This window comes from Curtobacterium sp. MCLR17_054 (assembly GCF_003234335.2).
In the GTDB taxonomy this organism is placed as follows: domain Bacteria; phylum Actinomycetota; class Actinomycetes; order Actinomycetales; family Microbacteriaceae; genus Curtobacterium; species Curtobacterium flaccumfaciens.
The window spans coordinates 103836-130121 of sequence record NZ_CP126264.1; the positions used below are offsets into that span (position 1 = coordinate 103836).

Sequence of the window (26286 nt, forward strand, 5' to 3'; positions counted from 1 at the left end):
CCCCGAGTTGATGAAGTCGCAGTCCGACCCCATCGGTCGGGCGCCGTAGCTGCTGACCACGTCGCGCCAGGCGTCGGCGTCGGTATAGGCGGGTGGTGCGGGAGGCTGCTGCACGGGCGGTTTCGGTGCCGGCGGTGCCGGCGCCGGATGTGCGGGTGCTGCGGGCTTCGGTGCGGCCGGAGCGGGCTTCGCCGCGGCCCCCGCCCGGTGCTGGTGGTGGTCCGGTTCGACCCCGACCCCGTGCTGGCTGTTGCGCTACCGGTGGTGTGTGTGCTCGTGCCGTGGTCCGCAGAGGCGGCGGTGTCGTGCTGCGGTGCAGCTGACTCCTTCACCTTCGGCTTCGGTGTTGCGCTGCGGGTTGTGGCGGCCTGGGTGTGGGTGACGTGAGTGTGCGGGGTGTGGGAGGTCCCGGTGGCGGGCTGATGGCCAGTGCTGCTGACGCGGCGACCGCGCACCCCGCTATGCCGGTGGCGGTGTAGCGGACGGGCTTTACCGCCCACGCCGCCCGGTATCCAGCCTGCAGCCGGGTGGCGGTGTTGTCGAGACCGTTACGGAGCCGGTCGAGGAAGGTGTTGGTCATTGTGGTTCTCCACGAAGAAGTAGACACGCCGGTCTACCTGGGCGAGCTTGTAGGTAATTAGTACATCACCACTGGAAGCGAGGGTTCACGTTTGACTCACATTCGGTGGAACCCTCGGAGGAGGCCTCACATCGAGGCGGGGTCTCCGACGTTCCCGTCGCAGTTGTTCGTTGGTTTGCTGTGTGACTGCGACGGGGCCGGGGAGGACGCTTTCGTTGCACGGCGGGAGCGTTCTTCCCGGGATGGGCTTCCGGACCAGCGGTGAACCTGTGTCCGGGAAGGTGGTGTCGGGCGGCAGCGGGAATGGGCTCATGGGACTGCCGCCCGACCACTGCCACCTACTCCTCGAGCAGCGTGTCCGCGGGGTCGCTGTCGGTGTCTGTCGTGGTGGTGTTGCGTCGGCGGCGGAGTCCGATGACGATCAGCCCGAGTGCTGCGGCTGCGATTGCGGCGCCGCTGGTGGCGAGGATCGGGAGTTGACTGCCGGTGAACGCGAACTCACGTGGTGCCGGCGGTGCTGCTTTCACGGGTGGGACCGGCGGTGCGGGTGGTGACGTGCGTGGTTTCACCCTTCGCACCGCACTCCCCGACGTGGTGGATGGTGCCGTCAGCGAGGCGGAGGGTTTCGACCCAGTGCACCCGCCCACCGTCCGGGAGCGTCAGGGCAGGTCTGGGAATGGTCGCGGTGAACGCCGCCGCGCTGCGGCTGCGGACCACGTCGGTGTCGGTGGCGGGGACCGCGATGGGGGTGGAGGTGCCGATCTGGTTGTTCGCGGTGCACACGTCCCGGCCGGAGCCGTCCTGCTGGTAGGCGGTGAATGTTGCGGTGACACCGTCCGGGATCGGCCCGGTGAGGTGGAGGGTGTCGTGCGCGGTGTCGCCGGCGTCGATGGCCTGCGTGGCGGTGGTAGTGACAGCGAACGGGGACACGGTGGTGGTTTCCCCGAGCGCACCACACTCCCCACGCGCGATCACCTCACCGGTAGATGCGCGGAGCGTTTCGACCCAGAAGTAGTCGCCGTACTGGGCGAACGCGGCCGGAGCGGATTCGTACTCACCAGCCTCCGTCACCTCAAGGGGCGAGTCCGCCGTGGTGAACACCCGGTTCCCCGCCGTGCACACGCCCTTGGCACGAACGGCGCATCCGGCTGCGTTCCATCGTCGTCTGCAGTGCTGCCACCGTCTGCCGGCTTGTCGCCGGGCACAGCGGCGGTGGTGTCGTCGGTGGTGCGGGGCTGCTGGAAGTGGTCGTCGGCTTGCGGTTGCCGGTATGCCTCGAACGTTAGTTGCGCGGGCTTGGCGGGCATGGTGCCCGCGATGATCCCGGTGTCGGTTGCTGGTGAGCCGAGGGCAATGTCCGCTTTCGCCACCGACGACACCTCCGGGACCAGGATCCGGGCGGTCTCGTTCGGGAGGCCGAAACTGTCCGACCAGTCCTGCACGTACCCCTGCCACTTCGCCGGCTGATCCGCGGTGCGGATCTGCCACACCCATGACACATACCCGCCGGACGCGGCAGGCGCTTCGATCGGCTCGGCCGCGGTCGTGTAGCTGCCAAGCTTCGGCGCGGTGAGCTTCCGCGTCCCGAGCGGCACGGCGCCCTTCGTGACGGTGTCCGACACGGCGGGCGCTCCGTCGCCGGGGACGTGGTACGCGGTCCCGGTGAACGTCACCGGGACCGGCTTGCCGGCACTGTCCTGCAACCACGCGCCGCCCTGTGCGGCAACATCGATGCCGTCAACGAGCGCACCCGAGAGCGGCACCTCCCCGTCCGCGACGTGGCTGGTGGCGGTGATCGCGGACGGCGACACGTGCGTCTCCGCCACCAACCCGAACCGGTCCGTGAACGCGTAGCTCTTCGGGATCTGCGTCTGCGTGCGGCCATGGTCAGCGGCACGGATGGACCACACCCACGTGTAGTAGCCACCCTTGGCCGCTTTTAGCTTCCCCGACGACTTGTACGACCCCGGACCCTTATCCAGCGTGACCGTGTCAGTGCCAACGATCGGGGCCTTCGCGGGAGCTGTGTTCGCGGTCGTGGGTGGTGCCACGAAGGGTCCATAGAGTGCTCCCGTTGTCTTCACAGCAAGGTATGTGCCGTTGGAAGCCTGGCGCCACTTCTGAGACCCCTTCGCCACGGATGCGGTGAGCCCGTCGACGAACGCCTGGCCGGGCTTGACGAACTTCGACGCGACCTTGGTGGTCACTACCGGAGAGAACACCGTCGACAGTGGGTCGGTCTTGAAGGTTGATGCGTTGAAGTCGGGTTGGCCGGGGGTGCCGGCGCTGATCAGGCGTTGCGCGCCGGGTGTCGTGTAGAGGCGGACGTTGCCGGCGTAGCCGCCGGTACCGGTGAAGTGCGCGTTCGCGGTGATCCGATACGACGCCTGCGCATCCGTCGGTGTCCCCGTGATCTTCACCACCGACCCGTTCTTCACGGAAGCGGTCGTCGCAGACGACCCCGCCACATGCGCACCCGACAGCGTCAACGTGCCCTTCGTAGTCGCCGGGGACGCAGACACCGTCACCTGACCGTCGTAGGAAGACCCCATCCGGATCGACAGGGACGCCTTCCCCGCCGCCGGAGCAGCCTTGATCGTCTTCGCTTCCGCCCGATACGCGGCCAGAAAGTTCCGGATCGCCGGCCGCGCTGACGCCGGAGCACGGGTGATGAACCAGGCGTTGCCCGACATGCCATGGCCGTTGTAGTCCGTCGGGTCCGCAAGCCCCCACACGAACAGGGCGATCGCGGCGGCCTGGTCGTTGTTCGCACTGGGGCCGTGTCGGCTGATGATCGCGTTCAACTTCGCGAGCTCGTCCGCGGTGAGCGTGTGGCCGTGGTCATCCGACAGGTTCGGCACCACCTTCGGTGCACCCGTCACCCCACCCGTGGGTGAGAGCGCACCCGCGTCAATACACCACACCAGCCGGCCATCCGACTCCGCACGAAACGCCCCCAACTCCCCCGCACCCACACCCGGCTGCCCATACCCAGGACCCATCGACGCATACGGACGCATCCCAACAGCGCTCGCAGTCACCGCGGTTGAGAGCGGCCCCAACATGGCCGGAAGGATCGCTGCCAGGGCAATCCATTTCCTTGCCGTTGGCCTCAGGGACATGGAAGCGGCGCGCAACGGGAAAAACTTCATGCATCGACCATACACCGGGTTAAGTGCAACATGCTTCGCTACAGGTGGTGTATATACCGATGCATTCACTTGTCGGGCAAGATAGACGGATGCCAAAGTCATACGCCCCGGATGCGTCGTCTTGGCCGGATGACGTTCGGCTTGCCGTCGAGGTACTCAGTAGTCCAATCCGGCTCGAGATCCTTCGCTATCTGGTTGAACACCCAGGTCTCCCTCTTGGGCCTCTCTACGAAGGTGTCGGGGGTCTCGGCAAGACCTCGTTCATTGCACACTTACGCGCGCTAGAGGCTGCAGGGGTAGTGAAGGGCGACCTTGAGCCGGAGCTCCGCCGGGGGCGCTCTCCTCGTTATTTCGCCCTTCCGGATCGGGTCCGCGAGCTCACTCGGGCATGGGCTGACTACGTCACCAACGGGAGGTCTTAGTAGCCGAGTCCTTCTCCCCCTGTTACGGGGATGCACGCCCCGGTGAGGTAGGGCGTGTCTTGCAATTGGTGGAGCCAGGCGATGACGGCGTTGAGGACGACGGCGGCGCGGTAGGCGATCGCGAGTTTGTCGTACCGGGTCGCCAGGCCTCGCCACTGCTTCAACCGACAGAAGCCGCGCTCGATGACGTTGCGCTGTTTGTAGTCGATCGGGTCGTAGGTGACGGGTCTGCCGCCGCGGAATCCGCGCCGCTTTCGGTGTCCTTGCTGGTCGCGGGGTTCCGGGATCACTGCCTCGATGCCGCGACCGCGCAGATGGGCTCGGATGGCTCGGGATGAGTACGCCTTGTCACCGCGGAGCTTCTCGGGTCGGGTGCGTGGCCGGCCGACTGGCCGAGCGACGCGAAGCTCGGCCAGCAGGGGCAGCAGCATCGGTGAGTCGCCGGCCTGCCCGGGTGTGATCAGTGTCACCAGCGGCAGCCCGTGCCCGTCGACGAGCTGGTGCACCTTCGTGGACAGGCCGCCGCGGGAGCGGCCGAACCCGTGGTCAGGCGGCTCGGACCGAGGATCCGTGTAATTCGATGAAGCCCCCTGTGGTGCGGGTGATGTTCGTGGCGTGCTGATGCGCACGGGCGATCGTGGAGTCCACCGACACCGACCAGTCCACCTGCCCGGCCGCGTCCGCCGCGGTCAAGAGCCGGTCGAGGACGATATCCCAGGTGTCATCGCCAGCGAGCCGGCGATGCCAAGCCCATACCGTCTGCCACGGCCCGAACGTCCGCGGCAGGTCCCGCCACGCGATCCCGGTCCGGTACCGGTAGATGATGCCCTCGACCATGCTCCTGGCGTCCGCGAACGGCCGCCCCGCGCGACCCGTCCGACCGGGCAACAAATCAGCGATCAACACCCACTGAGCATCCGAGAGCAACTGGAAGCGAGGCACCCCAACAGCATCCAGGAATCACGAGCAACCGATTACAAGACACGCCCTAGATGCCGAGCGGGAGCGCATCCGGCGTGAGCGCAACACCTGACCGCGACCACCGCCGTGGTAGAACGCATTGTCTACTTTCCTGATGGTGGGGAATTGGTCATGCTGAGCCACCGCCGATACCCGGGTGGTTCCACCAGTGGGAAGGGGCGACTCGAACGTGTCTTCCCCACCGGGGTGTTCGGTGACAGGGGCCCTGATCCACGCCTGTCACCGGAGCACTCATCGAGAGGTCGCCAACGTCGAAAGACGCCACGTTTGCGCAGGTCTCGTCTGGTTTGCGATGACGGCGCGTTTCCCCTTCACGGCTATTCCGTAAGGTTTTAGTGTCGCTGCGATGAGGGGGTGTGGCCTTGGCTGCACGACGGCGTGTGCGCCGGTTCATGCGAGGTGCGGATAATGTCGAACGGGGTCCGGGTCTCGGGTCCGTTCGCGGTCGGGTGATGTGCCGTGTTTTCCTCCGCCAGGGCGCACCATCGTAGCTGCTGCGGTTAGTGGTGGGTGGTGTCGTTTTCGTCGAGTTCGATCTCCTCGTGGGCAACATCCTCAGTGACCTGCTGCTGCTCGGTGTGGGTTTCGGTGCCGAGCTTGACGCGCTCGACGGGGACGGTTTCCTTGTCGACCACGACGCGTTCCTCGTTCAGGGTCCCTTCGTGCTCTTCCTCGCTGAGGGCCGGCCCGTTGGTCGCGGCGTCGACGTTCGTGTCGGTGATCGGTTCGCGCTCGAGGGTGACTTCTTCGTGCTGCACGGGGACGGTGACGTGCTGCTGTTCGGTGACGACGTGCTTCCGGAGTCGTGCACGTCCGGTTTGCACGTTCTGCGTACCGACATTCAGGCGTTCCTCGGAACGAGTCATCGCGTCGTACGTGTCCGGCCCAGATGTGTCGTGGCCGGCACTGGCGGTGCCGTAGTCACCGTTGACTCCACTGGTGGTGCTGATGCCGTAGTGGTCGAAGATGCGGTCCTGTTCCTGCTCGGACAGGTCACCATCGGCGTCGATGCGAGGTGCGTCTTTGATGGTGTCCTTGTCGAAGGTGACACGGAGCTCGTCGCCGGTGAAGCTGGCGTCCTGGAGCGGGGACGAACGACTCGGCCGTGCCGAACAGTCCGGTGGAGACGGATGCGAAGAGGGGCTGGCCGCTGTCGTTGCCGAGATAGACCTGCTTGACGGTGCCGACCTTGTCGCCGTTCCGGTCGGTCACCACAACCGGCTCGCTGCCGCGACGGAGGGGACTTCTCCGCCTCTCCCAGTTGGGCTACAAGGGCCAAACCGCACTACTCGAAGTGGTCTGTGCTCGTAGCGACTCGAACCCCTGGACGCCATCGGCAATTGCCGCGCGCGCGACCGACGAGCTGCGTCCGGATTGCAAACAAGAGCGGAGGGCTGCCGTCAACGACGGATTTCAGCCCCCCGACCTTGAACTCCCCTACTAACGAAGACTCTCCCCTACCCGAACGGGTTGAAGCCGACGCTTACATAGAGATCTTCACTACCGACACTGATGCCGGCGACGTTGATGCCGAGAATTTCTTCGATTGTGAGATTCATGGACATGCCTTCCGTGCGGTGTTCGTCATCGAAAACCTCGTGACGAGCTCACCCTGCCACCGCCCTCCGAAACACGCCTATACCCCCAGGATACTCTCAGATTTAGGGCCGCGCGTCCCCCAAAAGGCTGATTGACAACACGTTAACGAGATTAAGGGCGGTACGTGGTAGAGAATAATGTTGCGGAAACCACGGATGCTGCTTAGACATTTATCAACCTTAACATCGAATTTCAATTTGACGACGGGGGCACTGAGTCGAAAGACGTTGACTTCAATCCGAAGTGGGGCCAGATCAAGAATCGACAATATTCTCAGGGAGCTTACCAAAGCCCGTTAATGCTATTTATCTGAGGGCAGAGAGCGCTGAAGCCTCATTGAGCATTCTTGGTGGACGCACGTTCTATAAAATTGCATCCGGGTGGCTGTCAAACAACAATGGCACCTGGTCGGAGCGTCATAGTTTGGCAGACCCTACTGACAGTAACAACACGAGTGTGTTCTACAAGTGGGATGCAGATCCGGAAACGCTACCGGGCGTTTGAGTCGGTTCCTGACAAGTTAAGTCAGCTGCACAACCACCCTATTGAAGTAACCAGCAGTACTGAGCACCACACCACTGGGGTCGGGCCGGGACCACAACCGACCCGACCCCACCGTGAGATACCCCCCTCCAGCCCCTCCATCAGATAAACGAGCTCATCGAGGCAGCCGCCGAGAAATAACTCGCTCGCACCATCACGCGTTACGGAGTGCGTCGGCCTGCTCATGATCGACGAGCTTAGTTACGGCGGCTCTGAACTGCTGCTTGAGGGACTCACCGAACGAGAGAAAGATCTCCGTCCCGATCGCGTCGAACGAGTCTTTCAGCGGATGGACGACGACGTTCACCGACCCACGCTCTGTGCCACGGGTCGTCGACCGCCTCGCATTCAACGACACCATTCTCGAGACCGGCAAGACCAGCCGCCGACTCAAACACCCCGCAACCAGCACCAGCTCTAACGGTCTACTTGGCCAAGGCGTGTCTCGTAATCGGCACCGCCACACCGCTACGGCATTGAGGATGACCGCAGTAGATCCAAGCTGCGACTGCTCACGACTGCTGAGCCAAGGAAGACACCGAGCGGTGCACCCGTGGGGCGCATCCGACGTTTACTCGGAACCGGATACCTACTCCCCCAACCAGTCCGCAAGCCGATCGGCTACCGGACTGTTTTGCGCCTGACGCTCCGCGGTATCCACTTCTTGGCTGATCTGCGCGGCCTCGGATGGATATCTTCTGCCGGACGACAGGGTGGGTCGGCGTTTTCGGCTTCGGCGCGGTAGCGGAGCATGGTGGTGGTGGGGCGTGTCCGATGGGGGATGGACACGCCCCACGCATGGTCGGCGGGATCGTTGTCAGAACGGCCGACCGGAGTGATGGTGGAGCCTCCACGACTCAACACCACCCGGTAACCGTACCCAGATCCGACAATCGGTGCAATAATGATCAACTGAGATGTCAAATGTGCAACGGGTCGAGTACGAGTGCATCATCTGCGGCTGGTCGGTGACTGCTCCGGAGATGCATGCGGTGCGACGCGCGATCGTGCAACACGACTATCTCGTACATGATCTTCCGTTGCCGCAGCGGATCCGGGACGAGCTGCTCGGCACCCCTGGACGGGATGTTCGGCGATGAGCCTCTATCAGTGTCCGCTCTGTGGCTGGTCTGCCGGGTGGACCCGCGGGTATGTGCTGCACCTGCTGGTCCGGGCGCATGACATCGACGCGCATGACCTTCGTACCCCGAAGTGGGCGCCACTGTCGATCACCGGACTGCCCGACCCGCCAGAATAAACGGAGACATAAGGTGCGCGGGTGTGGTGGGACGATCAACAAAGAGCACTCCGCACGAACTGGCATGCTGATTCGAGTTCCGCCACTCGCGCCACCCAGCGGAGAGTCAGGAACCTTCCCGCCGCCATGCGGTCGTGGCAGTGAGGTTCGGTCATCGCCGTCAACGCCTGGTGTGCCCCGCTTTACACATTGGAGTGGGCTTCCGCGTGATGCGTGGTGATCGGGCACGGGTTTTGCCCCGCCGTGTTCCACGCTGCGGCCCACATGCCGATGATTGCCGGGGTGGCCATGCGGGAGCGTGCATCGGAGGATCCAGTACTCGCTGGTACACACCATCGTGTCCATGCCTGCACAATACTGATTACGCAGTCAGACTACGGAGAGAGGGTGGCAGGGTGCGCGTTCCGTGGTTGTTGTCGACGCTCATGCGGATGCGGCGCGAGCTGGGCTTGGAGGCGGGTTGGTGCAACGCTCGTGTCGCCGCTTACGAGTGCCTCGTCACCGCGGCAATGCAGGAAACCAGGACCGTTGCGGGGCTCGAGGAGCACATCACCGCCGTTATGCACCTGATGCGCAGCCACCCGCCGGCATGGCCAGGGCGGATACCGCGAAAGGGAACCGATGATCTCATCGCAGGAACCCACCTCGTTCGCTGCCGCACAGCAGCGAGCTTTGACGGAACGAGCCTGGAACGACGCGGTCCACGCAGTCGACGACTTGCTGTCCACGATCGGCGACAGCTCCGAACTCCGTAACCCAGACCGCCGCCGCCAACTTGCCCGAAACATCACCACGACCATCCGTCAGAAGATCGGCAGATAACCCCCAAACATACGATTCTCTCAAGACTGTCTGAGCAACGGTGTGTGGGGTCTGGCGGGTTCGGTAGTGGGTGGTGCGCTCGAGGCGGTCGGGGTAGTTGATCGCGAACGCGTTGAGGGCGGGCTTCCACCTGATCATCCAGCGTGCCCGGCCACCGCCGGTGGGGTCAAGCGACCTCGTCACGAGGTAGAGGCACTTCAGCGCCGCCTGCTCGTTCGGGAAGTGCTACCGGCGCGCGGACCGCGCGCCGGTAGCGGGCGTTGATCGACTCGATCGCGTTCGTGGTGCAGATCACGTTCCGGATCTCGACGTCGTATGCCAGGAACGGGACGAACTCCGCCCAGGAGGGCACTGGCTCCGCCATCATGCCAATATTCTGATTATGTAGTGGGGTGATGAATTTCCGTATAGTTCTCGCCCGTCTTGTGGGCAGCGTTGCCGTGCTCGCAGTCATTGTGGTTGGTGTACGAGCGGATCTTGCGTCGACTCGTGCGGCTGCGGCGGTAACAGCGACGACGTCCCGTGCTGCAGCGCCAACGATCGATGAGCTCGCGCAGGGCCGTCAGGACGGCGATGCGGAGGTGAGGGTTGCCGGGCCGGTGCAGGTGAACTTCCGGCGGTTGTCGTTCCAGCCGGGTGCGAGCACTGGTAAACACTGCCATTACGGCCGCTTGGTTGGTGTCGTCGAAGAGGGCACGTTGACGCATTACGCGTCGATCTACCCCGGTGGCGTGCATGTCTACCGCGCTGGCGACACGATCAACGAGGGACCCGGCTACGTGCACGAAGGAGTGAACGAGGCCGCGACGCCGCTGGTGCTGTATGTCACCTACCTCACCCCGGAGGGCAAGCCGCTCGCGGAAACCGACCTCAGCAACTGCGACGCCGCGTAGCTGCCGTCGCTCAGAGGCCACAGGATGCGTCGACGTGATATCAGGCGCGGCCGGTAAGGGTTGCGGCGTGGTTGGTGATGTGGTCCCAGTCGATCGCAGCGTCGGGGTGTTGCAGGTGGAATTGGGCTTGGGAGCGGACGCGTTGCTCAGCGGCCGTGATGAGGGGATTGTCGATCATCGCGGCGAGCTCTCCGAACTCGTCGTTAAACGCAACTTGCGCGTCCCGGTCGTGGTCCTGCAGCTTCGGCAGCAGACCACTCATCCGTCTCCGCGCTTCCGAGAGTTCCTTCGTAGGAACACGGTCGAGGTGGTCCAGGACGAAGCTGCGGATCATGTGCATGTACTCCGCTGCTCGCCGGTATGCATCCGGGGACCGGTCTTGGATGCGGGTGTACCGGTTGGGTTCCATCTGGATCAGCCCGTCCGCGGCGAGCATCGCGATCGCTTCCCGGATCGGGGTCCGCGATACCTGCAGCCATGCGGTCAGGTCCGCGTCGTTGAGTTTCTCGCCGGGCTCGAGCTGACCGTTGAGGATCTCGTCACGGATCCGGGAGTACGCGATGTCACGGATCAGTTGACGTTGGGGTTCAGACGAGGGCTGCGGCACGGGCATGCATGTAAACGTATGCCACGAGCCTGCCCACCCCACCATGCTTCCGGCACCGCGAAGCAGCAGTACCGGTTGACGATCGGCTATCGAGACGGCAGAGCGAAGGGAACACTCTCAGATGGGGTACCCCTATCGATACGCCAAAGGGCAGAGCTCTCCTTCCCGAATGAGGGTTGGCGTTTTTTCGGCGGCTACTTCTTCCCGAGACGGGCTCGCCGCAGTTCTGCGACGATGCGTGCCCGCTCGGGGTCCTTGGCCAGCGTGCGGTCGTCCACGATGTCCACGACGTGCTTGACCAGCTCCGCGACCTGCTTGCGCAGGAGGAAGCCGAGCACGGAGGGGATGACCGTGATGACGCCGGTCAGGATGGTGCCGCCGAAGGCCGTCAGCATGTCCACCGTGGTGTCGGTGATGGGCATGTTGGCTCCTTCGGGTTTGGCCGTATGGCCAGCCCGCCCGTCGTGGGCGGGGGTCTAGAGCGCCGGGAGCCGACGTGGGCGCCCGGTGGGCGCGTAGTACCCCTATGCGCGGAGCGAGTCGTCTGCTGTGTGCTCCCGCGTTGAGGGCATGGAAAAGGCCGGCCCTGACGGGACCGGCCTGTTCGTGGTGCTCGGATGCTGCGCTGAAGGCAGAGTCGTCTCGAGCGGTTCCAGCCTACGGTTCGGGCCGGACATGACGAAAGCCAGTCCGATGGACTGGCTTTTTGCGCGCACTGATGATGCGTGCCTCAGCATAGCTGATTTCGGGACATGCCTGCAGGCATGCGGATCGACTCCGATGGGCGCGTGGTGCTCCTATGCGCGGAGCGAGTGAGTTCGCGGCGGTCCGGCGTGGGCAAGCAAATGGCCGGCCCTGACGGGGCCGGCCTGGTTGATGTGGTCGAGTGTTGCTTGCGTTGCGGGCAGAGTTATCTCGAGCGGTGCCAGCATACGTTCTCGGGCCGGACATGACGAAAGCCAGTCCGATGGACTGGCTTTTTGCGCGCACCACTGACGCGGGGCCAGCCTACCGCGACTTTGAACAGGCGTGCAACTGCGCGGATCCGCGCCGCAGGAGCTGATCGTCTGCCTGGCAACGCCGCCGGCGAGTGGGCGATGTGTGAGCCGCCGTTGGTCTGTTGTCTCGCGAACGCCGTATCAGAGAGGGAGCAGCAGAAATTCGTCTGGGACTCCGGCCGTCTGAGCCGTAGAACAGAGTGCGACCAACCGCCAAGGAGCGACAACGCATGAACAACAAGTCCACCTACACGTTCCGTTTCGAACACCAGAAGTCGCACGCAACCGCCCCGCTGCCACCCAAGGGCCCCTGGGGCGTGACCTGGCTCATCGTGCGCGTCGCAGGCGTACTCGTCGGCTCCGCCCACCTCGTCGTCCCTTTGCTCCAGCAGTAATGGTGGTTACTCGGCTGCAGCTCAGTTAGCACCTCGATGACCAGGGCGTGCTGTCCGCGCAGGTACGCCCGGTGATTGCGCCCTACTGATGGCGGGGCCGGCGCTCCATCACGTCAGCTGTGGACAACAGTTCGAGCCGCCATCGCTCACTGTCGTCCTCTAGATAGCGGCTGATGCCATCCAACGTTCGACTCCAAATGTCCACCACGACCCAGTTCTTGAGGATCTTGTCCATACCCGGGTCGTTGTTGTGCAACAGCCAGGATTGAAGTTGGGCTGTAACAGACTTTGCTCCTTGGCGGTCGGTGCGATCGAACTCGCCATGAGCGGACGCAACCTCAGCAAGTGCGGGCCATGTCGCATCGTCCATCAGCGCTTTTGCTGTAACAGCGGCAAGGCGGTTAAGCCGGTCCGCTTCCACCGCGCGCTCGCGTCGAGACGTCTGCTGCATCACCTTGTTGGACTGACGGAGAGCTCGCACCGAGACGACGAGCGCAGCTGCCGCGAGCAGTATGGATGCCATCGCGCTGATGGATGGCAGGACAATCCCCGACCACCAGTCAAAGGCCGATACTGCTTCCGATGCGGCGAGCATGTAGAGATCCTAAGCGTGCGGGCACAGGCTGCCGCTTGAAGACACCGACACGCAGTTGTTGACGTTTGTCATCTGCGGTCAGTTGTCCGCTCGGGATCGATCCGCGTACGCTCCGCGGCGTGACAGACGAGCTCTCAGCGACGTCATAGCCGACCCCGGTTGCCGGCACCGGGGGTCGTGCGTACCGTGATGGTCTGCGCCCGGACCATTCCCCCCAGCGACTTCGGGCGCCCGCAGCTCGAGCAGCCCCCCTATTCGCTCGAGCTGCAGCCGGCCCCGGCCCTGTTCCCCAACAGGCCGGGGCCGCTTCACGTTCGCTGGCCTCTGCGCGCCGGCGAGCTCCTCGAGCACGCGGGATCCAAACGGACCGCCGGCGGCGGCCTGTTCTGTCTGAGCGGGCCGCCGCCGGCGGGCTGATCTTGTCTGATGGGAGCCGGCAAGCCGGCCAGCGCTCTGGGCCTGCGGCCCGTTTTTCACCGAGAAGCCTTCGGTGGCTCGGTCGCAAGCTCCCTCGTAGCAGCCTCCCGGGCCGTGTCTAGCCGCTGGCGCGGCCGGATCCTCCGAGATTTTCGGCACGCGGTCGCAAGCTCCCTTATTTCGCGCCGAAATTCTCTCCCCCTCCGCCCTTCGGGTAGACACACCCCTCCCGGCCGCTAGGCGGTAAACCGCCTTCTCGGCAAAAAAACGAGGAGGGGACAAGGAGAACGGAAATGAAGTTGATGGGTATTCGAGCGACCGCAGATGGTGCGGTTGAAGGCGTCGTCGTGAACGCACGTGAGTCGACCCTGCAGGGCACGCGGGAGCAGATCGGGTGCCGCCTGGTGGACGTGGTTCGCCTCGACGGCCGGATCGATGCGTGGATCGATGACGAGGGCATGTACGCGGGGGGCCGCAACGACCTCGCCACCGTCGCGGCGGTTGCGCTCGGGCGTTCCCGGGCGGCGTCGCCGCTGTACGGGACGGTCCTGTTCCTGACCTACGACGAAGCCGGGGACACCCGGTCGCTGTCGCCGGATCAGTACACGGCCGTCATGCGGGCGTTCCAGCACGCACGGATGGCGCTCACCCGGGCGGAAGCACTGTCCGCAGTGTTCCGCGAGCAGTAACACCCAGCAGTCCCACCCATAGAAAAAGACCGGGTGCGGAGTTCCCGACAACGCCTAATTGCCAGGACCCGCACCCGGTCACTACCGGAAAGCGTCAAGACCATGAGCATTGCAGAACACATCACCGTCACCCACCTGACCGACCAGCCCCAGCCCGACGCGAGCGGCGTTGACCTGGTGCACGTCCCCGCGGTGGACGTGGTGATCGAGAACAACGTCCGCACCGCGGCCGACCTTGACCCCGCGTTCCTGGCCTCCGTGAAGCGTCACGGGGTGCTCCTGCCGACCATCGGCTACCGGAACGCCGAGGGGGCCGTGGTGGTCCGCGACGGCCAGATGCGCGTCCTCGCCGCCCGCGAGGCTGCCGTGGCTGTCCCCGTCTTCGTCACGGCCCGTGACGACAGCACCGCCAAGCGGATCGCGGAGCAGTTGGTCGCCAACGAGCGCCGCACCGCCCTGTCGGACGGTGACCGGATCGCCGCGTACCGCCAGTTGGAAATCGAGGGCCTGTCGGTCACCGCGATTGCCCGCGAGACGGGCACGAAGCGTGACTCGGTGAAGCAGACCCTGACCGTCGCGAAGTCGGACGCAGCGGCCACGGCCGTGGCATCCGGGCAGGCGACGTTCACCCAGGCGCTTCTGGTGGCCGAGTTCGACGGCGACGACGAAGCAGTCACCGAACTGACGGAGTGGATTGCGAAGGGCTACGACGACGACGAACTGGCCCACGTCGCTGCGCGCCTCCGCCGTGACCGGGAGCGTGCCGCCGCGGTGGACGCGCTCACCGCGGAACTGGCCGCAGCGGGCAAGCGGGTGGTGACCGATGACGACGACTACGCGCCGCTGTCCCGGTTCACCAACGCCGGTGACGACGTGATCGCCTACGACGACCGAACCCCGATCACCGAGGCCGAGCACGCCGAGTGCCCCGGCGCGGCGTACGAGGTGCGACAGTACGGCGAGGTCGTCGCCGTTCCCGTGTGCGCGACCCCGAACGTCCACACGCTCCGCGTCGGGCGCGTCGGCGTAGGTGTCCCGGCGTCGGCGTCGGCCTCGGCCGAGCCGAAGTCCGACGCGGACGCCGAAGCCGAGGCGGAGGAACGGAAGGCCGCACGTCGGCTCCTGGTCGCCAACAACAAGGCGTGGGACGCAGCCGACGACGTGCGCCGCGAGTTCGTTGCGTCGCTCCTGCAGCGCAAGAACGCGCCGAAGGACGCTGCCCGGTTCCTGGCGATCGCGCTCACGCGCCACGCCAGCACCCGGTTCGCCTCCGGCGTGGTGAACGCCCGCGGTCTGCTCGGCATCGAGTCGAGCGGGTGGGAGCCGGACACGCTCTCCCAGTGGGTCGAGCAGCACCCCGCGAAGGGGCTGCACATGTCCCTCGCGGTCGTGCTCGCCGGATTCGAGAACACGGCGAACCGTGAGTGGTGGCGCACCCCGAACGCCGACTCCCGCGGCTACCTTGGCCAGTTGGCAGCGTGGGGCTACCCGCTCAGCCAGGTCGAGAAGATCGCCGCAGGCATCCAGCCCGACGCAGAACCGGAGGACGGCGAGGCCACGCCCGCCGAGTAGGTGAACCAGCGTGGGGGTCGCAACCAGCGGCCCCCACGCCCACCCGGCACCGGTTCGTGTCCCATCACGGCCCGCAGGTGTCCCATCGGGCTGTCCTGGTGTCCGTGGGCTGCGCGACGGCTCCGCCGCCGCGGCAAGGGGCTCCGCCCCCTCCCCGACCCCGGCGCTGCTCGACGGAGCTCGCAGCGCGACGACACCGCAGCGCGGCGCCGCGCTCAAGAGCGCTCAGGGGGAGACGAGATCCCCGGTGGTCGACGTCGACTCACGTGGGCTGGTGATCCAGGCGAGCTGGTGCTCGTCGCAGAACCGGCCCGGCAGTTCATCGCCGGTGTCGAGGTCGATCGGTTCCCATGCCTCCGGTTCCGCCGGGTCGGTGCAGCCGTCGACGTAGCAGGGCACCAGGTCCGCGGGCTGCACCCAGAACGAGTGCAGGACCTCGATCGTCCGAGCAACGTCGGCGTCGACGCCGGCGGGTGCGGAGGTCGGGGGCGTGGTGTCGTCCTGCTCGAGCAGGACGTCGATTGGGTTGCCCGGGTTCCTGGGCCGGCCCTTCCGGGCGCCGCGTCGGGTTCTCATGCCCGGATGCTGCCAGCAGCACCGGCCCCCGCCCTGCCGGACCCGCCGAGAACAGGTGCGTCCAGTGCTTCCGGCCGGAGGCCGGGAGTCGTTTCACTCCGGGTGGAACCGGCTCCGCCGGTGCTGTAGGGCCTTCGGCCCGTTTTTTCGCCGTGAAGCCTCCGGCGGCTCGGTCGCAAGCTCCCTCGTAGCAACCTCCGGGTCTCCGTTCAAGTGGCTTCGCCACCGGCTCCTCCGAGATTTTCGACACGCGGTCGCAAGCTCCCTTATTTCGCGCCGAAATTCTCTCCCCCACCGCCCTCCGGGTTGCACTGCGGCCTCCGGTTGCTAAGGCGGATAACCGCCTTCACGGCAAAAAAACGAGAGGGAGAGGAAGAACAATGCAACGTATCGAAAGCCTGGCAACACTTATCCCGGTGGTGGACGCGGACGAGATTCCGCGGCAGTTGGCGAAGATCGCCGAACGTGACGAGGACCTGCAAGTGAGGTTGAAGCAGGGCTACGTCCTGACGCACACCGCGGCGATAGCAGGACCGGACTTCACGACCTTCGTGGACACCCTGATCCACACCGGCCCCGACGAGTGACCAAACGCGGGAGGGGGCAACTCGAACTTGCCCCCTCCCGCTCCACCCATCATCACCGATCACACCCACCGAAGGGCACCCCATGACCAGCATCATCATCCCGACCAAGGACGTCGCCGCCCTGCTCCGCAAGGAACTGCGAACCACGTTCCCCGGTGTCCGCTTCTCGGTGCGCTGCTCCACCGGCACAGCGTCCGCGTGGATCAACGTCCACCACGAGGACGGCCCTACCAGCGCCCAGGTCTACGACATTTGCCGCAAGTACGAGGGCCGCTCGTTCGACGGCATGACCGACACCTACACCGACCACGGCACCACCCTGGTTGCCGGGGAGCCAGGGGAGATGCCTACCGAAGTCCATTCCGGCTGCGACGGCATCAACACCGCCCGCGACTTCACCTCCGCCGGGCACCTCGCTGCACAGCGGATCATCCGCGAGTCCAGCAACATGCCGCACCTGATCCTCTGCGACGACGCCGGCGAGCTCGTCGAGGATCGCGACATCACCGACGGCCAGGGCTGCGAGTTCAACGACGGACACCATGCCTGGGATCGGCCGCAACTCTCGGCATGGTCCGCGGTCCGGTTCCTGCTGCAGCACACCGACCTCACCCCCCACCCCGGCACGCGCGTAGCCGGACGGGCCGCGCCGCCGATTGCGACGGCGACGCGGCCCCCTTACCCCGGGGGTGCCCACCGACCAGAGCGGGCACCCCCATCCCGGAACCTAGAGAGGACCACCCATCATGCACATCACCTACGAACGCCCCGCCGCCATCGGCGAGCAGATCGACCCGGCAGCACCTGCCGCGGACCTCGACCCGACCGGCGCCGAGTGCGCAGCGACGACGTATGACGTCGGCGGCCTCGAATGGCACTGCACCCGCCGCCCCAACCACACCGACGACGAACACCGTGCCGCATTCGACGTCCACGGCGGCGGACCCACCGGCGAAGTCGGCTTCGCCTGGCAGTACGAGTGGGGCGGCGCCGGACACGGCCCATCCTCCACCGAACCCATGACCACGGTCACCGTCACGGTGTCGTTCCCGTCGACGGCATGGACGAACGAGCAGCTGCCCGAAGCGATCGCCGACGCGATCCGCTCCGCGTTCTGGGAGTGCGACCACGACGACGTCACCGTGGCCACCACCGCGACCAGCACCCCGCACCCCGTCACGCGTTGAGCCGCGGCCGGCGGCGGCTGTTTCCGCATGGTGAACAGCGCCGGGACGACACAGTTAGGGAATGCGCAGCACGCTATTCCTATCGGGTGACGGTAATAACAACCCGGCCTTAATGCTCCTGGGGATTCCCAGCCCTCCCGCTGTTATCGATGCCCCAGCCGTACGTTCGTAAACGTCATGCCCTGGAGCCAAACAATGCAGATGCATACGATGCCAACAGGTGTGCTGACCGGCAGAAAAAGGCTCAAAGAATGTGCTGAAAAGGGTACATATATAGGCCCGCGCGTTATAGAATAGAAGCATGCAACGGGGGAGGGGCCCCCACCGCATCACAATCTTTCGGAAGGTGATTTCGATGAGTATTACGGTTTACACCAAGTCGGGGTTCTGCGGCATGTGCAAGGCCACCGAGCGCGCTCTCGACTCCGCCGGCATCGAGTACACCGAGGTGATCCTCGACGACGTCGACCAGGCGCAGATCGAAGAGTGGAAGACCACCCTCGGCACCAACGCCCCCATCGTCGTCACCGACACGGAGACCGGTTCCTGGAGCGGGTTCCGCCCCGACAAGATCGGCGAACTCGCCTCGAGCACGGCCGCGTGATGACGATGACCCTCGAACGTCCGACCACCGTCCGCCCCGACATCGTGCAGCAGTCAACCCGCGACGCCGTCGACGAGCTCTACGACGGCGACACTGTGGCCGCGTTCCGCGCGATCGACGCGGCCACCGCCGACCCGACCGAGAACGTCCGCGAGTGGGAACTCACCGACGAGCAGCGCCAGGTCTGGGAGGCCGGCTACATGGTCGGGTTCCAGATGGCCGCCCCGGCACTCATCGCCGAGGTCCTCGAGCTGCGGGCCCGCATCGAGCAGACCGAGCACGACGCCGACCGGTACTACGCCGAGATGTGCCGTCGCCCTGCCCCCGCCGAGCCGACCGCGTCGGGTCCGACGTTCGCGGAGATCTCCCGCGCCCGCGGCGAGGACGACCGCGCCGCCCGCCACGAAGCAACGATGGACCGCATGTTCCCCCAGTACGCCGGCGCACGCGCCTGAGCACGGAGACTAGAACCATGAACACCGCGGCAGAGCTCACGTCGACCGTTTCAGCACTCGGGCGCGAAGTACCCATCTGGGTCTTCCTCGTCGTCACGGTCCTGCTGGTACTCGGCGGCGTCGCGGCGTTCATCGCCCGCCATGTCCGGGCGTCGGAGGGGGAAGCTCCCTCGCTCGTCCCACTTCCCTCTACGGCAGCGGTCTTGTTCGTCGCGGCCGCGGTGGTGTTCCTCCCGGTGTTCGCGGTGCTGGTGCAGGCGTTCTAATGAGCCGGCGAGGTAGGGATCGATGACGCCGGGCCGGAAGTTGTTCGAGGAGATTACGACGAGTACTCCGACGGAAGACAGACCATGACGGGCCAACGGCGATTCGAGTTCGCGCGCGACGCAGGGACCCCTGCACGTAGTGGCGAGCCACTTGTCGATGCGTTCTCATCGCCGGCGAACCTCGACGAGCTCGCAGCGCCGCCAGCGGACCAACGAGGCGCGGAGATCCCGATGGGGAAGTTCACCGCGAGGGAGTGGGCAATCTTCCGTCAGGGGCAACGGTGGGGGTACGAGTCCCGGCAAGCGGAGGTGGACGCGGCGTGGAACGCGTATAACGCTGCGGACTTCGACGCCGACCGGTACTACCGGGCTGCGTATGACCACGACAACCACGACTGCGCCATCCATGCGAACAAGGGCCGCTACCAAGGTGCAGCGACCAGGCTGCTGCAGTGGGTGGACCCCGACGACGTCGATTTCCCTGAACCCTGATCAGCGTCCAGGCGCAGCGGTAGAATTCACCCAGGAGGTACGCGACTATGAGCATCACCGCACCAGGCATTCGATCGGTCCCCGCGACCGAAGCAGACCGCCGTCTGCAGCTCGCTGACGCCGCCCTCGGCGCAGCCGGCCACCAGGTTACCGACCCGGTCCTCCGCGAGTACAGCCGCCGCGTTGCTGAAGGCACGATGAGTGCCGAAGCTGCGATCGCTGCCGGGGTAGCGCATATCGACGCACGCTGAGCCGTGTCAACAACCTTCCGTGCCTGGGATGACTACTTCATCCCAGGCACGACTGTTCTCCGGAACAAGTTCGGCGCCGTCGACGCCGCAGACCTCGCCGCAAAGGAAGAGTTCGCGGCACAGGTGCGACTCGTCGAGCTCGCCGCGGATCCCGTGCGCGGTCGATTCGACTACGACCACATGAAGGAGATCCACCGCCGCATCTTCCAAGACGTCTACGAGTGGGCCGGCCAGCAACGCGTCGGCCCCGACGGACGGATGAGCAAGAGCGGCCCCGACATCGTCAACTTCGCAGTCGGGGATCCCGCGGCGCCGACGGTCCCGTACGGGTACTACCCGGGGCCGCAGGTCGCCGACGCTGCGGAGGCCGAGTACCGCAAGCTCGCCGACGCGAACTACCTCACCGGCCTGGGACGGACAGACTTCGTCGACCAGATGGCTGAGCGGTGGGCAGAGCTCAACGTGGTGCACTCGTTCCGAGAGGGCAACACGCGTGCCCAGTTCGTGTTCTTCCACCAGCTCGCCGAGCACGCCGGCTATGTCCTCGATACGGCACCGTTCCAGCTGGGGGAGCCACTTCGGGACCAGTTCGTCGCTGCCCGGTTCTACAGTCAGGCGACCGGCCGTTCCGACCGGCTCGGGCAGGTCCTCGGCGAAGCGGTGACCCCGCTCCCGAGCACGCTTCCCGCTCGAGCGACGTCGTACCCCATGGCAATCACCGAGGCGCTACGGGCGAGCGCGGCCACGGAGTCCCCGCAGCCGAGGCCGCAACCGTCGTCAAGCACACCGGCGCCGCGGCGTGATCGAGCTCACGGCCGGGACTGACCGCGGTCGCGGCTCAGCAAGGACGTCTAGGGCGTGTCTTGCAATTGGTGGAGCCAGGCGATGACGGCGTTGAGGACGACGGCGGCGCGGTAGACGATCGCGAGTTTGTCGTACCGGGTCGCCAGGCCTCGCCACTGCTTCAACCGACAGAAGCCGCGCTCGATGACGTTGCGCTGTTTGTAGTCGATCGGGTCGTAGGTGACGGGTCTGCCGCCGCGGAATCCGCGCCGCTTTCGGTGTCCTTGCTGGTCGCGGGGTTCCGGGATCACTGCCTCGATGCCGCGACCGCGCAGATGGGCTCGGATGGCTCGGGATGAGTACGCCTTGTCACCGCGGAGCTTCTCGGGTCGGGTGCGTGGCCGGCCGACTGGCCGAGCGACGCGAAGCTCGGCCAGCAGGGGCAGCAGCATCGGTGAGTCGCCGGCCTGCCCGGGTGTGATCAGTGTCACCAGCGGCAGCCCGTGCCCGTCGACGAGCTGGTGCACCTTCGTGGACAGGCCGCCGCGGGAGCGGCCGAACCCGTGGTCAGGCGGCTCGGACCGAGGATCCGTGTAATTCGATGAAGCCCCCTGTGGTGCGGGTGATGTTCGTGGCGTGCTGATGCGCACGGGCGATCGTGGAGTCCACCGACACCGACCAGTCCACCTGCCCGGCCGCGTCCGCCGCGGTCAAGAGCCGGTCGAGGACGATATCCCAGGTGTCATCGCCAGCGAGCCGGCGATGCCAAGCCCATACCGTCTGCCACGGCCCGAACGTCCGCGGCAGGTCCCGCCACGCGATCCCGGTCCGGTACCGGTAGATGATGCCCTCGACCATGCTCCTGGCGTCCGCGAACGGCCGCCCCGCGCGACCCGTCCGACCGGGCAACAAATCAGCGATCAACACCCACTGAGCATCCGAGAGCAACTGGAAGCGAGGCACCCCAACAGCATCCAGGAATCACGAGCAACCGATTACAAGACACGCCCTAGCTGGAGCCTGTCTCGCTCCACAGCGCCGTGGAGCTGCTGTGGGCGGGGCAGAGGTCAACGAATCCACGGCGCCGGCCCTCAGCGCTGTTCGCGGGCAACCAGGACTGCTCACGGGCGATGAGTCGTACTCCGTCGACGTCCTCGCCGTCGTAGGCAGGCACGAGCGTCGCGGTGCACCCGGGGTGGTCGCACCTCATGATCACGGTCGGGTTCACGGTCACGGCTGCAGTCTCCCGTACCGCTCGGACGTCACAGCCACTCCCACGCGGTGACGTGGCCACCGGGTGCGCCGGCGTCTTCTGCGAACCGCTCCGGAGCGTTCCACCGAGCGGGTGCGCCTGGGACGCCAAGCGTCGCGGCAGCGGCGGCCGCGCCGGGGCGGGTGGGGTCGACGTCGACGACGTAGAACGCTTCGAGCGCGGCGACGAGTTGCGCGCCGTCACCCTCGGTGTGTGGTTCGAGTGAGATGTTCAGCAGCGGGATCCCGCCGGCCGTGATCGCAGCCGTCCGGGCTGTACGGATCTGGTCGACCGTGTACTGGGGGCCGTCGACCGGGACGTTGATCCACGGTGTGAGCTCGTCGGGATGTGCGTCGGCGATCGCGAACCAGTCGCCGGTTTCAGCCCACAGGGTGCAGAGGGTCGGCGCCGGCACATCGGTTTGCGGTTGCGCTCGTCCGTTGATGAACTCGCGCAACCACTCGGGGAGGATCACGTTCGACTCGAGGAGGTAGCCGTGGTCACCTGATGGGGTGAAGGACCGGTAGACGGTGTGTGCTGCAGCCCAATCGGAACGCGGCCACCGGCTGGTGTAGTCGGGATCCCCGCCTACCGTTCGGATGAACCGGTCGAGACCGGACTCGCCTGCGTCGAGCTCTGCGGGCGTGAGCGTGCCGACGCGCTGCTGCACGAGGCTGCGGACGGCGCTCTCTGTCGTCGGCGGGAGCTCGTTGTTGTACTTGCCCAGGCACTCCCACACGCGTCCGTCACGACCCACGGAGAGGTTCCCAACGAGAGCGCCTGTGTCGTCGTGGAGGCCGAACAGGACCACGGCGCCGGCGATCGATTCGGATGCGTAGGAGCCGATGCAGTTGTGCATCGCCTCGCCCCACTCGTCGAGTTGGTCACTGGTGGTCGCGGCCGTGAGGCGGAGACCTGCTGCTTCCTGGTCGTGGAGGACGGCGCCGATGGGGTGCGCTGGGAGCGCTCGGTTGGGTCCGCGGTCGCGTGCACGCCTCGCAAGGGCGAGCGTGTCGTGGAACTGCTTCCAGGTGCGGCAGTCCGATACGTCGACGTCGACGTCGACGAGGTTGGCTGCCAGGAGGCACGTGTCTGCCGAGAGGCGTCCTGCGTCGGGGAGGGTGAGTAGGAGCTTCCGCCGGCGGTGCGGCGGAACCGTTTCAAGGAACCGAGCGAAGCGGGCAGCGTCGGGTTCGTAGAAGAGCGGGAGGGCGTTCCCGGACTGGTCTTCGTGGGCCTTGGCTGCTGCCAGGAACTCTGCGATCCAGTCGACGGGCACGAGGTGCTTCACCTGCCGTGCAATCTCGAGGATGTCGAAGGGCGCGGTGATGGCTTCACGAACGATGTCGCGGCGCAGCATCCGGGCACCGAACAGGGTTCGTGCGAACGCGTGCGCGCTGTCGGTGCGCGCAGCTGCGCGCACGTTGTCGGGGAGCGTGTGGAAGGCGGGCAGCTTGTTCCGTTTGCGGCGCTGGACTCGAGCGGTCAGCGCTGGGTAGGCAAGCAGGGTCAAGCCTGCTGCGGCGTCGCGATCGCCAACCCAGCGGGCCTCGGGCGGGATGGTGGTGCCGGTGCGTGCGTAGAGGCGCACGACGCCGTCCCAGAGCGCACGTTGTTCGGCCGGCGTGCACTTGGAGATCTCGCTCTGAGGGGCGGCGGCGTAGCGGGTGACGTCGAGGGGGCGGCCGGCGGGAAGGTTGCGCCAGATCCGCAGCACCCGGGTTCCGTCCGGGCGACGCTGTCGGAGCGACAGCGTCATGGTGCCGGACCCGGTGAAGAACCGCTTGGTGCTGTAGTTCATGTGACGGATGACGAACGTGCACTTCTCCGGCTCCTCGAGCACCATCGTCCGCGGGGTGGGGAACGTGCGGCGCTGCGCCCACGCAAGCGTGCCGCGGCCGAGGGAGCCGTTGTCGGTCTTCGTCGTCATGGTGTGTCTTCCGTCGGACGTGCTGTGTGCGAAGGGGCCGGCGCCGGGGCGACGTCGGCGGGATGCATGACGGGTGCGAGGAGCGCGCCCGTCACAGCGGCGGCCAGCAGCAAGCCGGCGATGGCGAGCTGCTGGCCGCCGCGAGTGCGAATCTGAATCACCGTTCGATGCCGCCGCCGCGCTGCGTAGACGACGTTGGACGGGACGGGCCTGTTGATGGCGCTGCGGGGTCGGCGTGCGCGGTCGCAGCGTGCCGGAGCGACGACGCCACATCCATCGGGTACGAGCTGACTCGCTTCTGCTCCACGGTGGGAGCCGCGCTGTCAGCGGTCGACGATGCAGCGTGTGGCTCGTTCGGGGCGTGCGGAGCGCTGACGTGCTGGTCGCCCTCGAGGGAGCCCGGGTCGCCGGTGCTGGTGAGCGCAGGGTCGGCGTAGGGGTGTCGTGGGTCCCACTGCGTGCCGGCGAGGCCGTGCTCTTCGAGCTGCTGGTGCAGTTCTGCGCGCACGCTGTCGGCCTGCGCGTGTGCGTCGGCGACGCGTGCGGGGTCGGCTGGTGTGGGTTCTGCTCCGTCGAACCAGTCGGGTCCAGCGTTGCCCGAGTAGATGATGACCTGGTCTTCCAGCAACTGCAGCTGCGTATTGAGGTCGCCGAGGTGCTCGACGACTTCTTCGGGGACAGGGGTGGGGAGCTCGTCCGCCCGGTCCCCGGTGGCGGTGCGGGGGTCCAGGTACGTGCCGTCGAGCTTGAGGTTGTCGACCTCTGTCACGAGGGTGGCGTACGCGCTGTGCGCCTCGACCTCACGACCTGGCTCGTTGGCAAGTTCGACCCAGGTCTGCGTCATCTGCTCGACGTGTTGGTCGACCTCGAGGGAGATCAGCTCGCCGGTGCTGGTGCGCGGACTGTCGACGTCCGCAGCGGCTGCGGCCTGCTCGCTCCCGAGCTGGCGGTGTTCGGCGGCGGCCGCTTCGTCAGCGGAAGACCAGCGGTCGATGACTCCGGTGAGGACGTCGTCGAGTGGCGCGGTGGGCGCGGTGCCGGCGGTCTCGTGTGCGGCCGCGTAGAGGGCTTCGGCGTTGGTAGCGGAGCCGAACTCGGCGTACGCGTTCGCTGCGAGCTCGACGGCGCTTGCGGCGCTGCCGGGGTCGTGTTCGAGGCGGTCGATTGCGTCGTTGACGTGGTCCCGCACGCCATCGGCATACCCGTCGAGGTCGGCGGTCTCGATGACTCCGGACGCGAGGTCGTCTTGTGTTGCTGCTGAGCTGCGCAGCCCGAACTCGACGCCGCGGACTGTCCGGTCGTGGAACCGTTCCGTGTCGACTGCTGCTGCGATCTGCTGGAGGGTGGCGGTGGGTGCGACGCCGTCTTCTTCGTGCACCGCGGCGAATAGGTTCACCGCGCGTTCTGCAATCGCGGGCGAGGTGTGCTGCCACTCGCCGTACGCCTCCGCCGCGATCTGCAGGCTGGTTGTCGGCGAGGCGGCCTTGACGGTCAGGTTGTGCATGGCGTCGTCGAGCGCGGCTGCACGCGCGGCCGCGGCAGCGGTGACCTGGTCCGGCGAAGTCCTGCCGGCGGCGAGATCTTCGCGTGTGCGATCGGCTGCGAACCGGCCGATGGAAACGTTCACCTTGGCCAGCTCAGCGGACGAGCCCGCGAGCGATGCCTCCGCATTGGTGACGCGCTCAGCTGAGGCGCGCACTCGTTCTTCTGCGCTCCTGACGCTCTCAGCTAAGGGGCGCGCCCGGTCGGCCGAATCAGGCGTGCGCTGCTGCCGCAGCAAGCGGGCGAAGAACCCGGGGCGGGGCTGGGGGTCAGACATGATGCTGCTCCTTCGTTCGTGGTCCGACCGCTACGCGGCGGCCTGGTCTGCTTCTGGATCGGGTGTGCCGGTGTCTTCTGCACGAGAGATCTCTCGCGCAGGGGTGGCTGCCGCGCTGCCGCTGGAGTTGCGTCGCCGGGTGGTGCTCGTGCGCTTCTTCGCGGGCTTCGGCGACGCCGTCGGCAGGCCGAAGCTGGCGAGCTCGGATTCGTTCCACCCCGCGTCGACGGCGAGAGCGACAGCGGTATCGAGGTCCGAGCGGAGCTGCACGAGCTGCGCTTCGGCGTCGGCCACTGCGTCGGCTCTGGTGACGGTGTCGCGGAGCGCGGCGAGGCGCTGCTGGTGCGCTTCTTCAGCGCGGCGGGTGATCTCGTCAAGGTCGTATCTGGTTGCCATGCATCCAGTGAAAGACGGGCTCGCGCGCGCAAGGTCACACACTTTCGACGTGCGCCGAACATCGGACTCGCGATGCTCGTGCCGTCCCTGCTGAAACCCGACCGTGCTGCGCACGTGAAGGCGCTAGGCGCCGCGTAGGTGCGGAGCAAGCTATACACTTACGTT

General features: G+C 66.3%; 28 protein-coding genes and 2 pseudogenes. 15 read left to right on the plus strand and 15 right to left on the minus strand.

Features of this window, described 5'->3' with window-relative positions; translation table 11 throughout:
• Nucleotides 1-918 precede the first annotated feature (918 nt).
• The 3 genes from DEJ08_RS18555 to DEJ08_RS18565 are packed head-to-tail and all read right to left on the minus strand — an operon-like array spanning nucleotide 919 to nucleotide 3732.
• Nucleotides 919-1107 carry a hypothetical protein gene (locus DEJ08_RS18555; protein WP_111055732.1) on the minus strand — a complete coding sequence of 63 codons (189 nt, stop codon included), beginning with the start codon at nucleotides 1105-1107 and terminating at the stop codon, nucleotides 919-921.
• On the minus strand, nucleotides 1079-1651 hold the full coding sequence (locus tag DEJ08_RS18560) for a hypothetical protein (RefSeq protein ID WP_111055733.1): 573 nt from the start codon (nucleotides 1649-1651) through the stop codon (nucleotides 1079-1081). The genes DEJ08_RS18555 and DEJ08_RS18560 overlap by 29 nt, the downstream gene beginning before the upstream one ends.
• Entirely contained in the window at nucleotides 1648-3732 is a 2085-nt protein-coding gene (locus tag DEJ08_RS18565; protein WP_146248605.1) for a hypothetical protein, read from the minus strand. Before DEJ08_RS18565 ends, DEJ08_RS18560 begins: the two co-directional genes overlap by 4 nt.
• An 89-nt stretch (nucleotides 3733-3821) precedes the next feature.
• On the opposite strand from DEJ08_RS18565, the gene DEJ08_RS19005 reads away from it, so the two are divergent.
• A complete protein-coding gene (locus DEJ08_RS19005) occupies nucleotides 3822-4154 on the plus strand; it encodes an ArsR/SmtB family transcription factor (protein WP_181439099.1) in 333 nt (110 codons plus the stop codon).
• Here the strand turns inward: DEJ08_RS19005 and DEJ08_RS18570 are convergent.
• The 3 genes from DEJ08_RS18570 to DEJ08_RS18930 all read right to left on the minus strand — a co-directional run bounded on the left by DEJ08_RS18570 (nucleotide 4151) and on the right by DEJ08_RS18930 (nucleotide 6350).
• Nucleotides 4151-5096, minus strand: a protein-coding gene (locus tag DEJ08_RS18570) for an IS5 family transposase (RefSeq protein ID WP_284180527.1) whose coding sequence is annotated in 2 segments (ribosomal slippage) — nucleotides 4151-4744 and nucleotides 4746-5096 — 945 coding nt in all. Because the reading frame shifts where the segments join, the coding sequence is not laid out codon by codon here. The two genes, DEJ08_RS19005 and DEJ08_RS18570, sit on opposite strands and share 4 nt — an antisense overlap.
• 539 nt (nucleotides 5097-5635) lie before the next feature.
• A complete protein-coding gene (locus tag DEJ08_RS18925) occupies nucleotides 5636-5959 on the minus strand; it encodes a YsnF/AvaK domain-containing protein (protein WP_258367320.1) in 324 nt (107 codons plus the stop codon).
• A 169-nt stretch (nucleotides 5960-6128) separates the two neighbouring features.
• Nucleotides 6129-6350, minus strand: a complete 222-nt coding sequence (locus DEJ08_RS18930) for a PRC-barrel domain-containing protein (protein ID WP_349775362.1) — start codon at nucleotides 6348-6350, stop codon at nucleotides 6129-6131.
• A gap of 1032 nt (nucleotides 6351-7382) precedes the next feature.
• On the opposite strand from DEJ08_RS18930, the pseudogene DEJ08_RS19010 reads away from it, so the two are divergent.
• Nucleotides 7383-7675, plus strand: a pseudogene (locus tag DEJ08_RS19010) (ATP-binding protein); the annotation flags it as partial.
• 1763 nt (nucleotides 7676-9438) lie between these two features.
• On the opposite strand, the pseudogene DEJ08_RS18585 reads toward DEJ08_RS19010, so the two are convergent.
• A pseudogene (locus DEJ08_RS18585) lies at nucleotides 9439-9703 on the minus strand (transposase); the annotation flags it as partial.
• A gap of 94 nt (nucleotides 9704-9797) precedes the next feature.
• Between DEJ08_RS18585 and DEJ08_RS18590 the strand changes: the two are divergent.
• A complete protein-coding gene (locus DEJ08_RS18590) occupies nucleotides 9798-10250 on the plus strand; it encodes a cupin domain-containing protein (RefSeq protein ID WP_181439088.1) in 453 nt (150 codons plus the stop codon).
• 40 nt (nucleotides 10251-10290) lie between these two features.
• Here the strand turns inward: DEJ08_RS18590 and DEJ08_RS18595 are convergent, their stop codons facing one another.
• Together DEJ08_RS18595 and DEJ08_RS18600 are read right to left on the minus strand one after the other, a co-directional pair.
• Nucleotides 10291-10863: a GntR family transcriptional regulator gene (locus tag DEJ08_RS18595; protein ID WP_111055684.1), complete on the minus strand. Its 573-nt coding sequence runs from the start codon at nucleotides 10861-10863 to the stop codon at nucleotides 10291-10293.
• A 188-nt stretch (nucleotides 10864-11051) separates the two neighbouring features.
• The gene (locus DEJ08_RS18600) at nucleotides 11052-11279 is read right to left on the minus strand and encodes a hypothetical protein (protein ID WP_111055685.1); all 228 of its coding nucleotides are present in this window, start codon (nucleotides 11277-11279) and stop codon (nucleotides 11052-11054) included.
• 806 nt (nucleotides 11280-12085) lie between these two features.
• Here DEJ08_RS18600 and DEJ08_RS18605 point away from each other — a divergent pair.
• On the plus strand, nucleotides 12086-12250 hold the full coding sequence (locus DEJ08_RS18605; RefSeq protein ID WP_181439089.1) for a hypothetical protein: 165 nt from the start codon (nucleotides 12086-12088) through the stop codon (nucleotides 12248-12250).
• Nucleotides 12251-12332: 82 nt separating this feature from the next.
• Here the strand turns inward: DEJ08_RS18605 and DEJ08_RS18610 are convergent, their stop codons facing one another.
• The gene (locus DEJ08_RS18610) at nucleotides 12333-12845 is read right to left on the minus strand and encodes a hypothetical protein (RefSeq protein WP_146248591.1); all 513 of its coding nucleotides are present in this window, start codon (nucleotides 12843-12845) and stop codon (nucleotides 12333-12335) included.
• Between the two features lie 764 nt (nucleotides 12846-13609).
• On the opposite strand from DEJ08_RS18610, the gene DEJ08_RS18615 reads away from it, so the two are divergent.
• A complete protein-coding gene (locus DEJ08_RS18615) occupies nucleotides 13610-13951 on the plus strand; it encodes a DUF3846 domain-containing protein (protein ID WP_181439090.1) in 342 nt (113 codons plus the stop codon).
• A gap of 102 nt (nucleotides 13952-14053) precedes the next feature.
• Nucleotides 14054-15523: a ParB/RepB/Spo0J family partition protein gene (locus DEJ08_RS18620; RefSeq protein ID WP_111055688.1), complete on the plus strand. Its 1470-nt coding sequence runs from the start codon at nucleotides 14054-14056 to the stop codon at nucleotides 15521-15523.
• Nucleotides 15524-15748: 225 nt separating this feature from the next.
• On the opposite strand, the gene DEJ08_RS18625 is transcribed toward DEJ08_RS18620, so the two are convergent.
• Complete coding sequence (locus DEJ08_RS18625; RefSeq protein WP_181439091.1) at nucleotides 15749-16099, minus strand: hypothetical protein; 351 nt, start codon at nucleotides 16097-16099, stop codon at nucleotides 15749-15751.
• Between the two features lie 380 nt (nucleotides 16100-16479).
• Here DEJ08_RS18625 and DEJ08_RS18630 point away from each other — a divergent pair, with 380 nt between their 5' ends.
• The 9 genes from DEJ08_RS18630 (at nucleotide 16480) to DEJ08_RS18670 (ending at nucleotide 20766) form a co-directional block, all read left to right on the plus strand.
• Entirely contained in the window at nucleotides 16480-16686 is a 207-nt protein-coding gene (locus DEJ08_RS18630; protein WP_146248593.1) for a hypothetical protein, read from the plus strand.
• Nucleotides 16687-16768: 82 nt separating this feature from the next.
• Nucleotides 16769-17542, plus strand: a complete 774-nt coding sequence (locus tag DEJ08_RS18635) for an LPD29 domain-containing protein (RefSeq protein ID WP_146248594.1) — start codon at nucleotides 16769-16771, stop codon at nucleotides 17540-17542.
• A 163-nt stretch (nucleotides 17543-17705) separates the two neighbouring features.
• Nucleotides 17706-17873 carry a hypothetical protein gene (locus tag DEJ08_RS18640; RefSeq protein ID WP_181439092.1) on the plus strand — a complete coding sequence of 56 codons (168 nt, stop codon included), beginning with the start codon at nucleotides 17706-17708 and terminating at the stop codon, nucleotides 17871-17873.
• Between the two features lie 355 nt (nucleotides 17874-18228).
• On the plus strand, nucleotides 18229-18477 hold the full coding sequence (locus DEJ08_RS18645) for a glutaredoxin domain-containing protein (RefSeq protein WP_111055691.1): 249 nt from the start codon (nucleotides 18229-18231) through the stop codon (nucleotides 18475-18477).
• Between the two features lie 5 nt (nucleotides 18478-18482).
• Nucleotides 18483-18932 carry a hypothetical protein gene (locus tag DEJ08_RS18650; protein ID WP_146248595.1) on the plus strand — a complete coding sequence of 150 codons (450 nt, stop codon included), beginning with the start codon at nucleotides 18483-18485 and terminating at the stop codon, nucleotides 18930-18932.
• Between the two features lie 17 nt (nucleotides 18933-18949).
• Entirely contained in the window at nucleotides 18950-19198 is a 249-nt protein-coding gene (locus DEJ08_RS18655) for a hypothetical protein (RefSeq protein ID WP_111055693.1), read from the plus strand.
• Between the two features lie 231 nt (nucleotides 19199-19429).
• Nucleotides 19430-19690 (plus strand): hypothetical protein, encoded by a 261-nt coding sequence (locus DEJ08_RS18660; protein WP_111055694.1) that lies wholly within the window; start codon nucleotides 19430-19432, stop codon nucleotides 19688-19690.
• A 47-nt stretch (nucleotides 19691-19737) separates the two neighbouring features.
• A complete protein-coding gene (locus DEJ08_RS18665; protein ID WP_146248596.1) occupies nucleotides 19738-19941 on the plus strand; it encodes a hypothetical protein in 204 nt (67 codons plus the stop codon).
• 3 nt (nucleotides 19942-19944) lie between these two features.
• Complete coding sequence (locus DEJ08_RS18670; protein WP_111055695.1) at nucleotides 19945-20766, plus strand: Fic/DOC family protein; 822 nt, start codon at nucleotides 19945-19947, stop codon at nucleotides 20764-20766.
• Between the two features lie 26 nt (nucleotides 20767-20792).
• Here the strand turns inward: DEJ08_RS18670 and DEJ08_RS18675 are convergent.
• The 4 genes from DEJ08_RS18675 to DEJ08_RS18690 all read right to left on the minus strand — a co-directional run bounded on the left by DEJ08_RS18675 (nucleotide 20793) and on the right by DEJ08_RS18690 (nucleotide 26121).
• A protein-coding gene (locus tag DEJ08_RS18675; RefSeq protein ID WP_284180522.1) for an IS5 family transposase occupies nucleotides 20793-21687 on the minus strand; the annotation gives its coding sequence in 2 pieces (ribosomal slippage) (nucleotides 20793-21335 and nucleotides 21337-21687; 894 coding nt in all).
• A gap of 299 nt (nucleotides 21688-21986) precedes the next feature.
• On the minus strand, nucleotides 21987-24179 hold the full coding sequence (locus DEJ08_RS18680; RefSeq protein ID WP_146248565.1) for a PcfJ domain-containing protein: 2193 nt from the start codon (nucleotides 24177-24179) through the stop codon (nucleotides 21987-21989).
• Nucleotides 24064-25533 carry a hypothetical protein gene (locus DEJ08_RS18685; RefSeq protein ID WP_146248564.1) on the minus strand — a complete coding sequence of 490 codons (1470 nt, stop codon included), beginning with the start codon at nucleotides 25531-25533 and terminating at the stop codon, nucleotides 24064-24066. Before DEJ08_RS18685 ends, DEJ08_RS18680 begins: the two co-directional genes overlap by 116 nt.
• Nucleotides 25534-25755: 222 nt before the next feature.
• Entirely contained in the window at nucleotides 25756-26121 is a 366-nt protein-coding gene (locus tag DEJ08_RS18690; RefSeq protein WP_111055452.1) for a hypothetical protein, read from the minus strand.
• Between the last annotated feature and the right edge of the window lie 165 nt (nucleotides 26122-26286).

Bases quoted from the DNA above. Each gene is read 5' to 3' on its own strand.
- DEJ08_RS18565 (WP_146248605.1), bottom strand. From the start codon at position 3,732: ATGAAGTTTTTCCCGTTGCGCGCCGCTTCCATGTCCCTGAGGCCAACG.
- DEJ08_RS19005 (WP_181439099.1), top strand. From the start codon at position 3,822: ATGCCAAAGTCATACGCCCCGGATGCGTCGTCTTGGCCGGATGACGTT.
- DEJ08_RS18595 (WP_111055684.1), bottom strand. From the start codon at position 10,863: ATGCCCGTGCCGCAGCCCTCGTCTGAACCCCAACGTCAACTGATCCGT.
- DEJ08_RS18600 (WP_111055685.1), bottom strand. From the start codon at position 11,279: ATGCCCATCACCGACACCACGGTGGACATGCTGACGGCCTTCGGCGGC.
- DEJ08_RS18605 (WP_181439089.1), top strand. From the start codon at position 12,086: ATGAACAACAAGTCCACCTACACGTTCCGTTTCGAACACCAGAAGTCG.
- DEJ08_RS18610 (WP_146248591.1), bottom strand. From the start codon at position 12,845: ATGCTCGCCGCATCGGAAGCAGTATCGGCCTTTGACTGGTGGTCGGGG.
- DEJ08_RS18620 (WP_111055688.1), top strand. From the start codon at position 14,054: ATGAGCATTGCAGAACACATCACCGTCACCCACCTGACCGACCAGCCC.
- DEJ08_RS18625 (WP_181439091.1), bottom strand. From the start codon at position 16,099: ATGAGAACCCGACGCGGCGCCCGGAAGGGCCGGCCCAGGAACCCGGGC.
- DEJ08_RS18630 (WP_146248593.1), top strand. From the start codon at position 16,480: ATGCAACGTATCGAAAGCCTGGCAACACTTATCCCGGTGGTGGACGCG.
- DEJ08_RS18635 (WP_146248594.1), top strand. From the start codon at position 16,769: ATGACCAGCATCATCATCCCGACCAAGGACGTCGCCGCCCTGCTCCGC.
- DEJ08_RS18640 (WP_181439092.1), top strand. From the start codon at position 17,706: ATGACCACGGTCACCGTCACGGTGTCGTTCCCGTCGACGGCATGGACG.
- DEJ08_RS18645 (WP_111055691.1), top strand. From the start codon at position 18,229: ATGAGTATTACGGTTTACACCAAGTCGGGGTTCTGCGGCATGTGCAAG.
- DEJ08_RS18650 (WP_146248595.1), top strand. From the start codon at position 18,483: ATGACCCTCGAACGTCCGACCACCGTCCGCCCCGACATCGTGCAGCAG.
- DEJ08_RS18655 (WP_111055693.1), top strand. From the start codon at position 18,950: ATGAACACCGCGGCAGAGCTCACGTCGACCGTTTCAGCACTCGGGCGC.
- DEJ08_RS18660 (WP_111055694.1), top strand. From the start codon at position 19,430: ATGGGGAAGTTCACCGCGAGGGAGTGGGCAATCTTCCGTCAGGGGCAA.
- DEJ08_RS18665 (WP_146248596.1), top strand. From the start codon at position 19,738: ATGAGCATCACCGCACCAGGCATTCGATCGGTCCCCGCGACCGAAGCA.
- DEJ08_RS18680 (WP_146248565.1), bottom strand. From the start codon at position 24,179: ATGTGGCGTCGTCGCTCCGGCACGCTGCGACCGCGCACGCCGACCCCG.
- DEJ08_RS18690 (WP_111055452.1), bottom strand. From the start codon at position 26,121: ATGGCAACCAGATACGACCTTGACGAGATCACCCGCCGCGCTGAAGAA.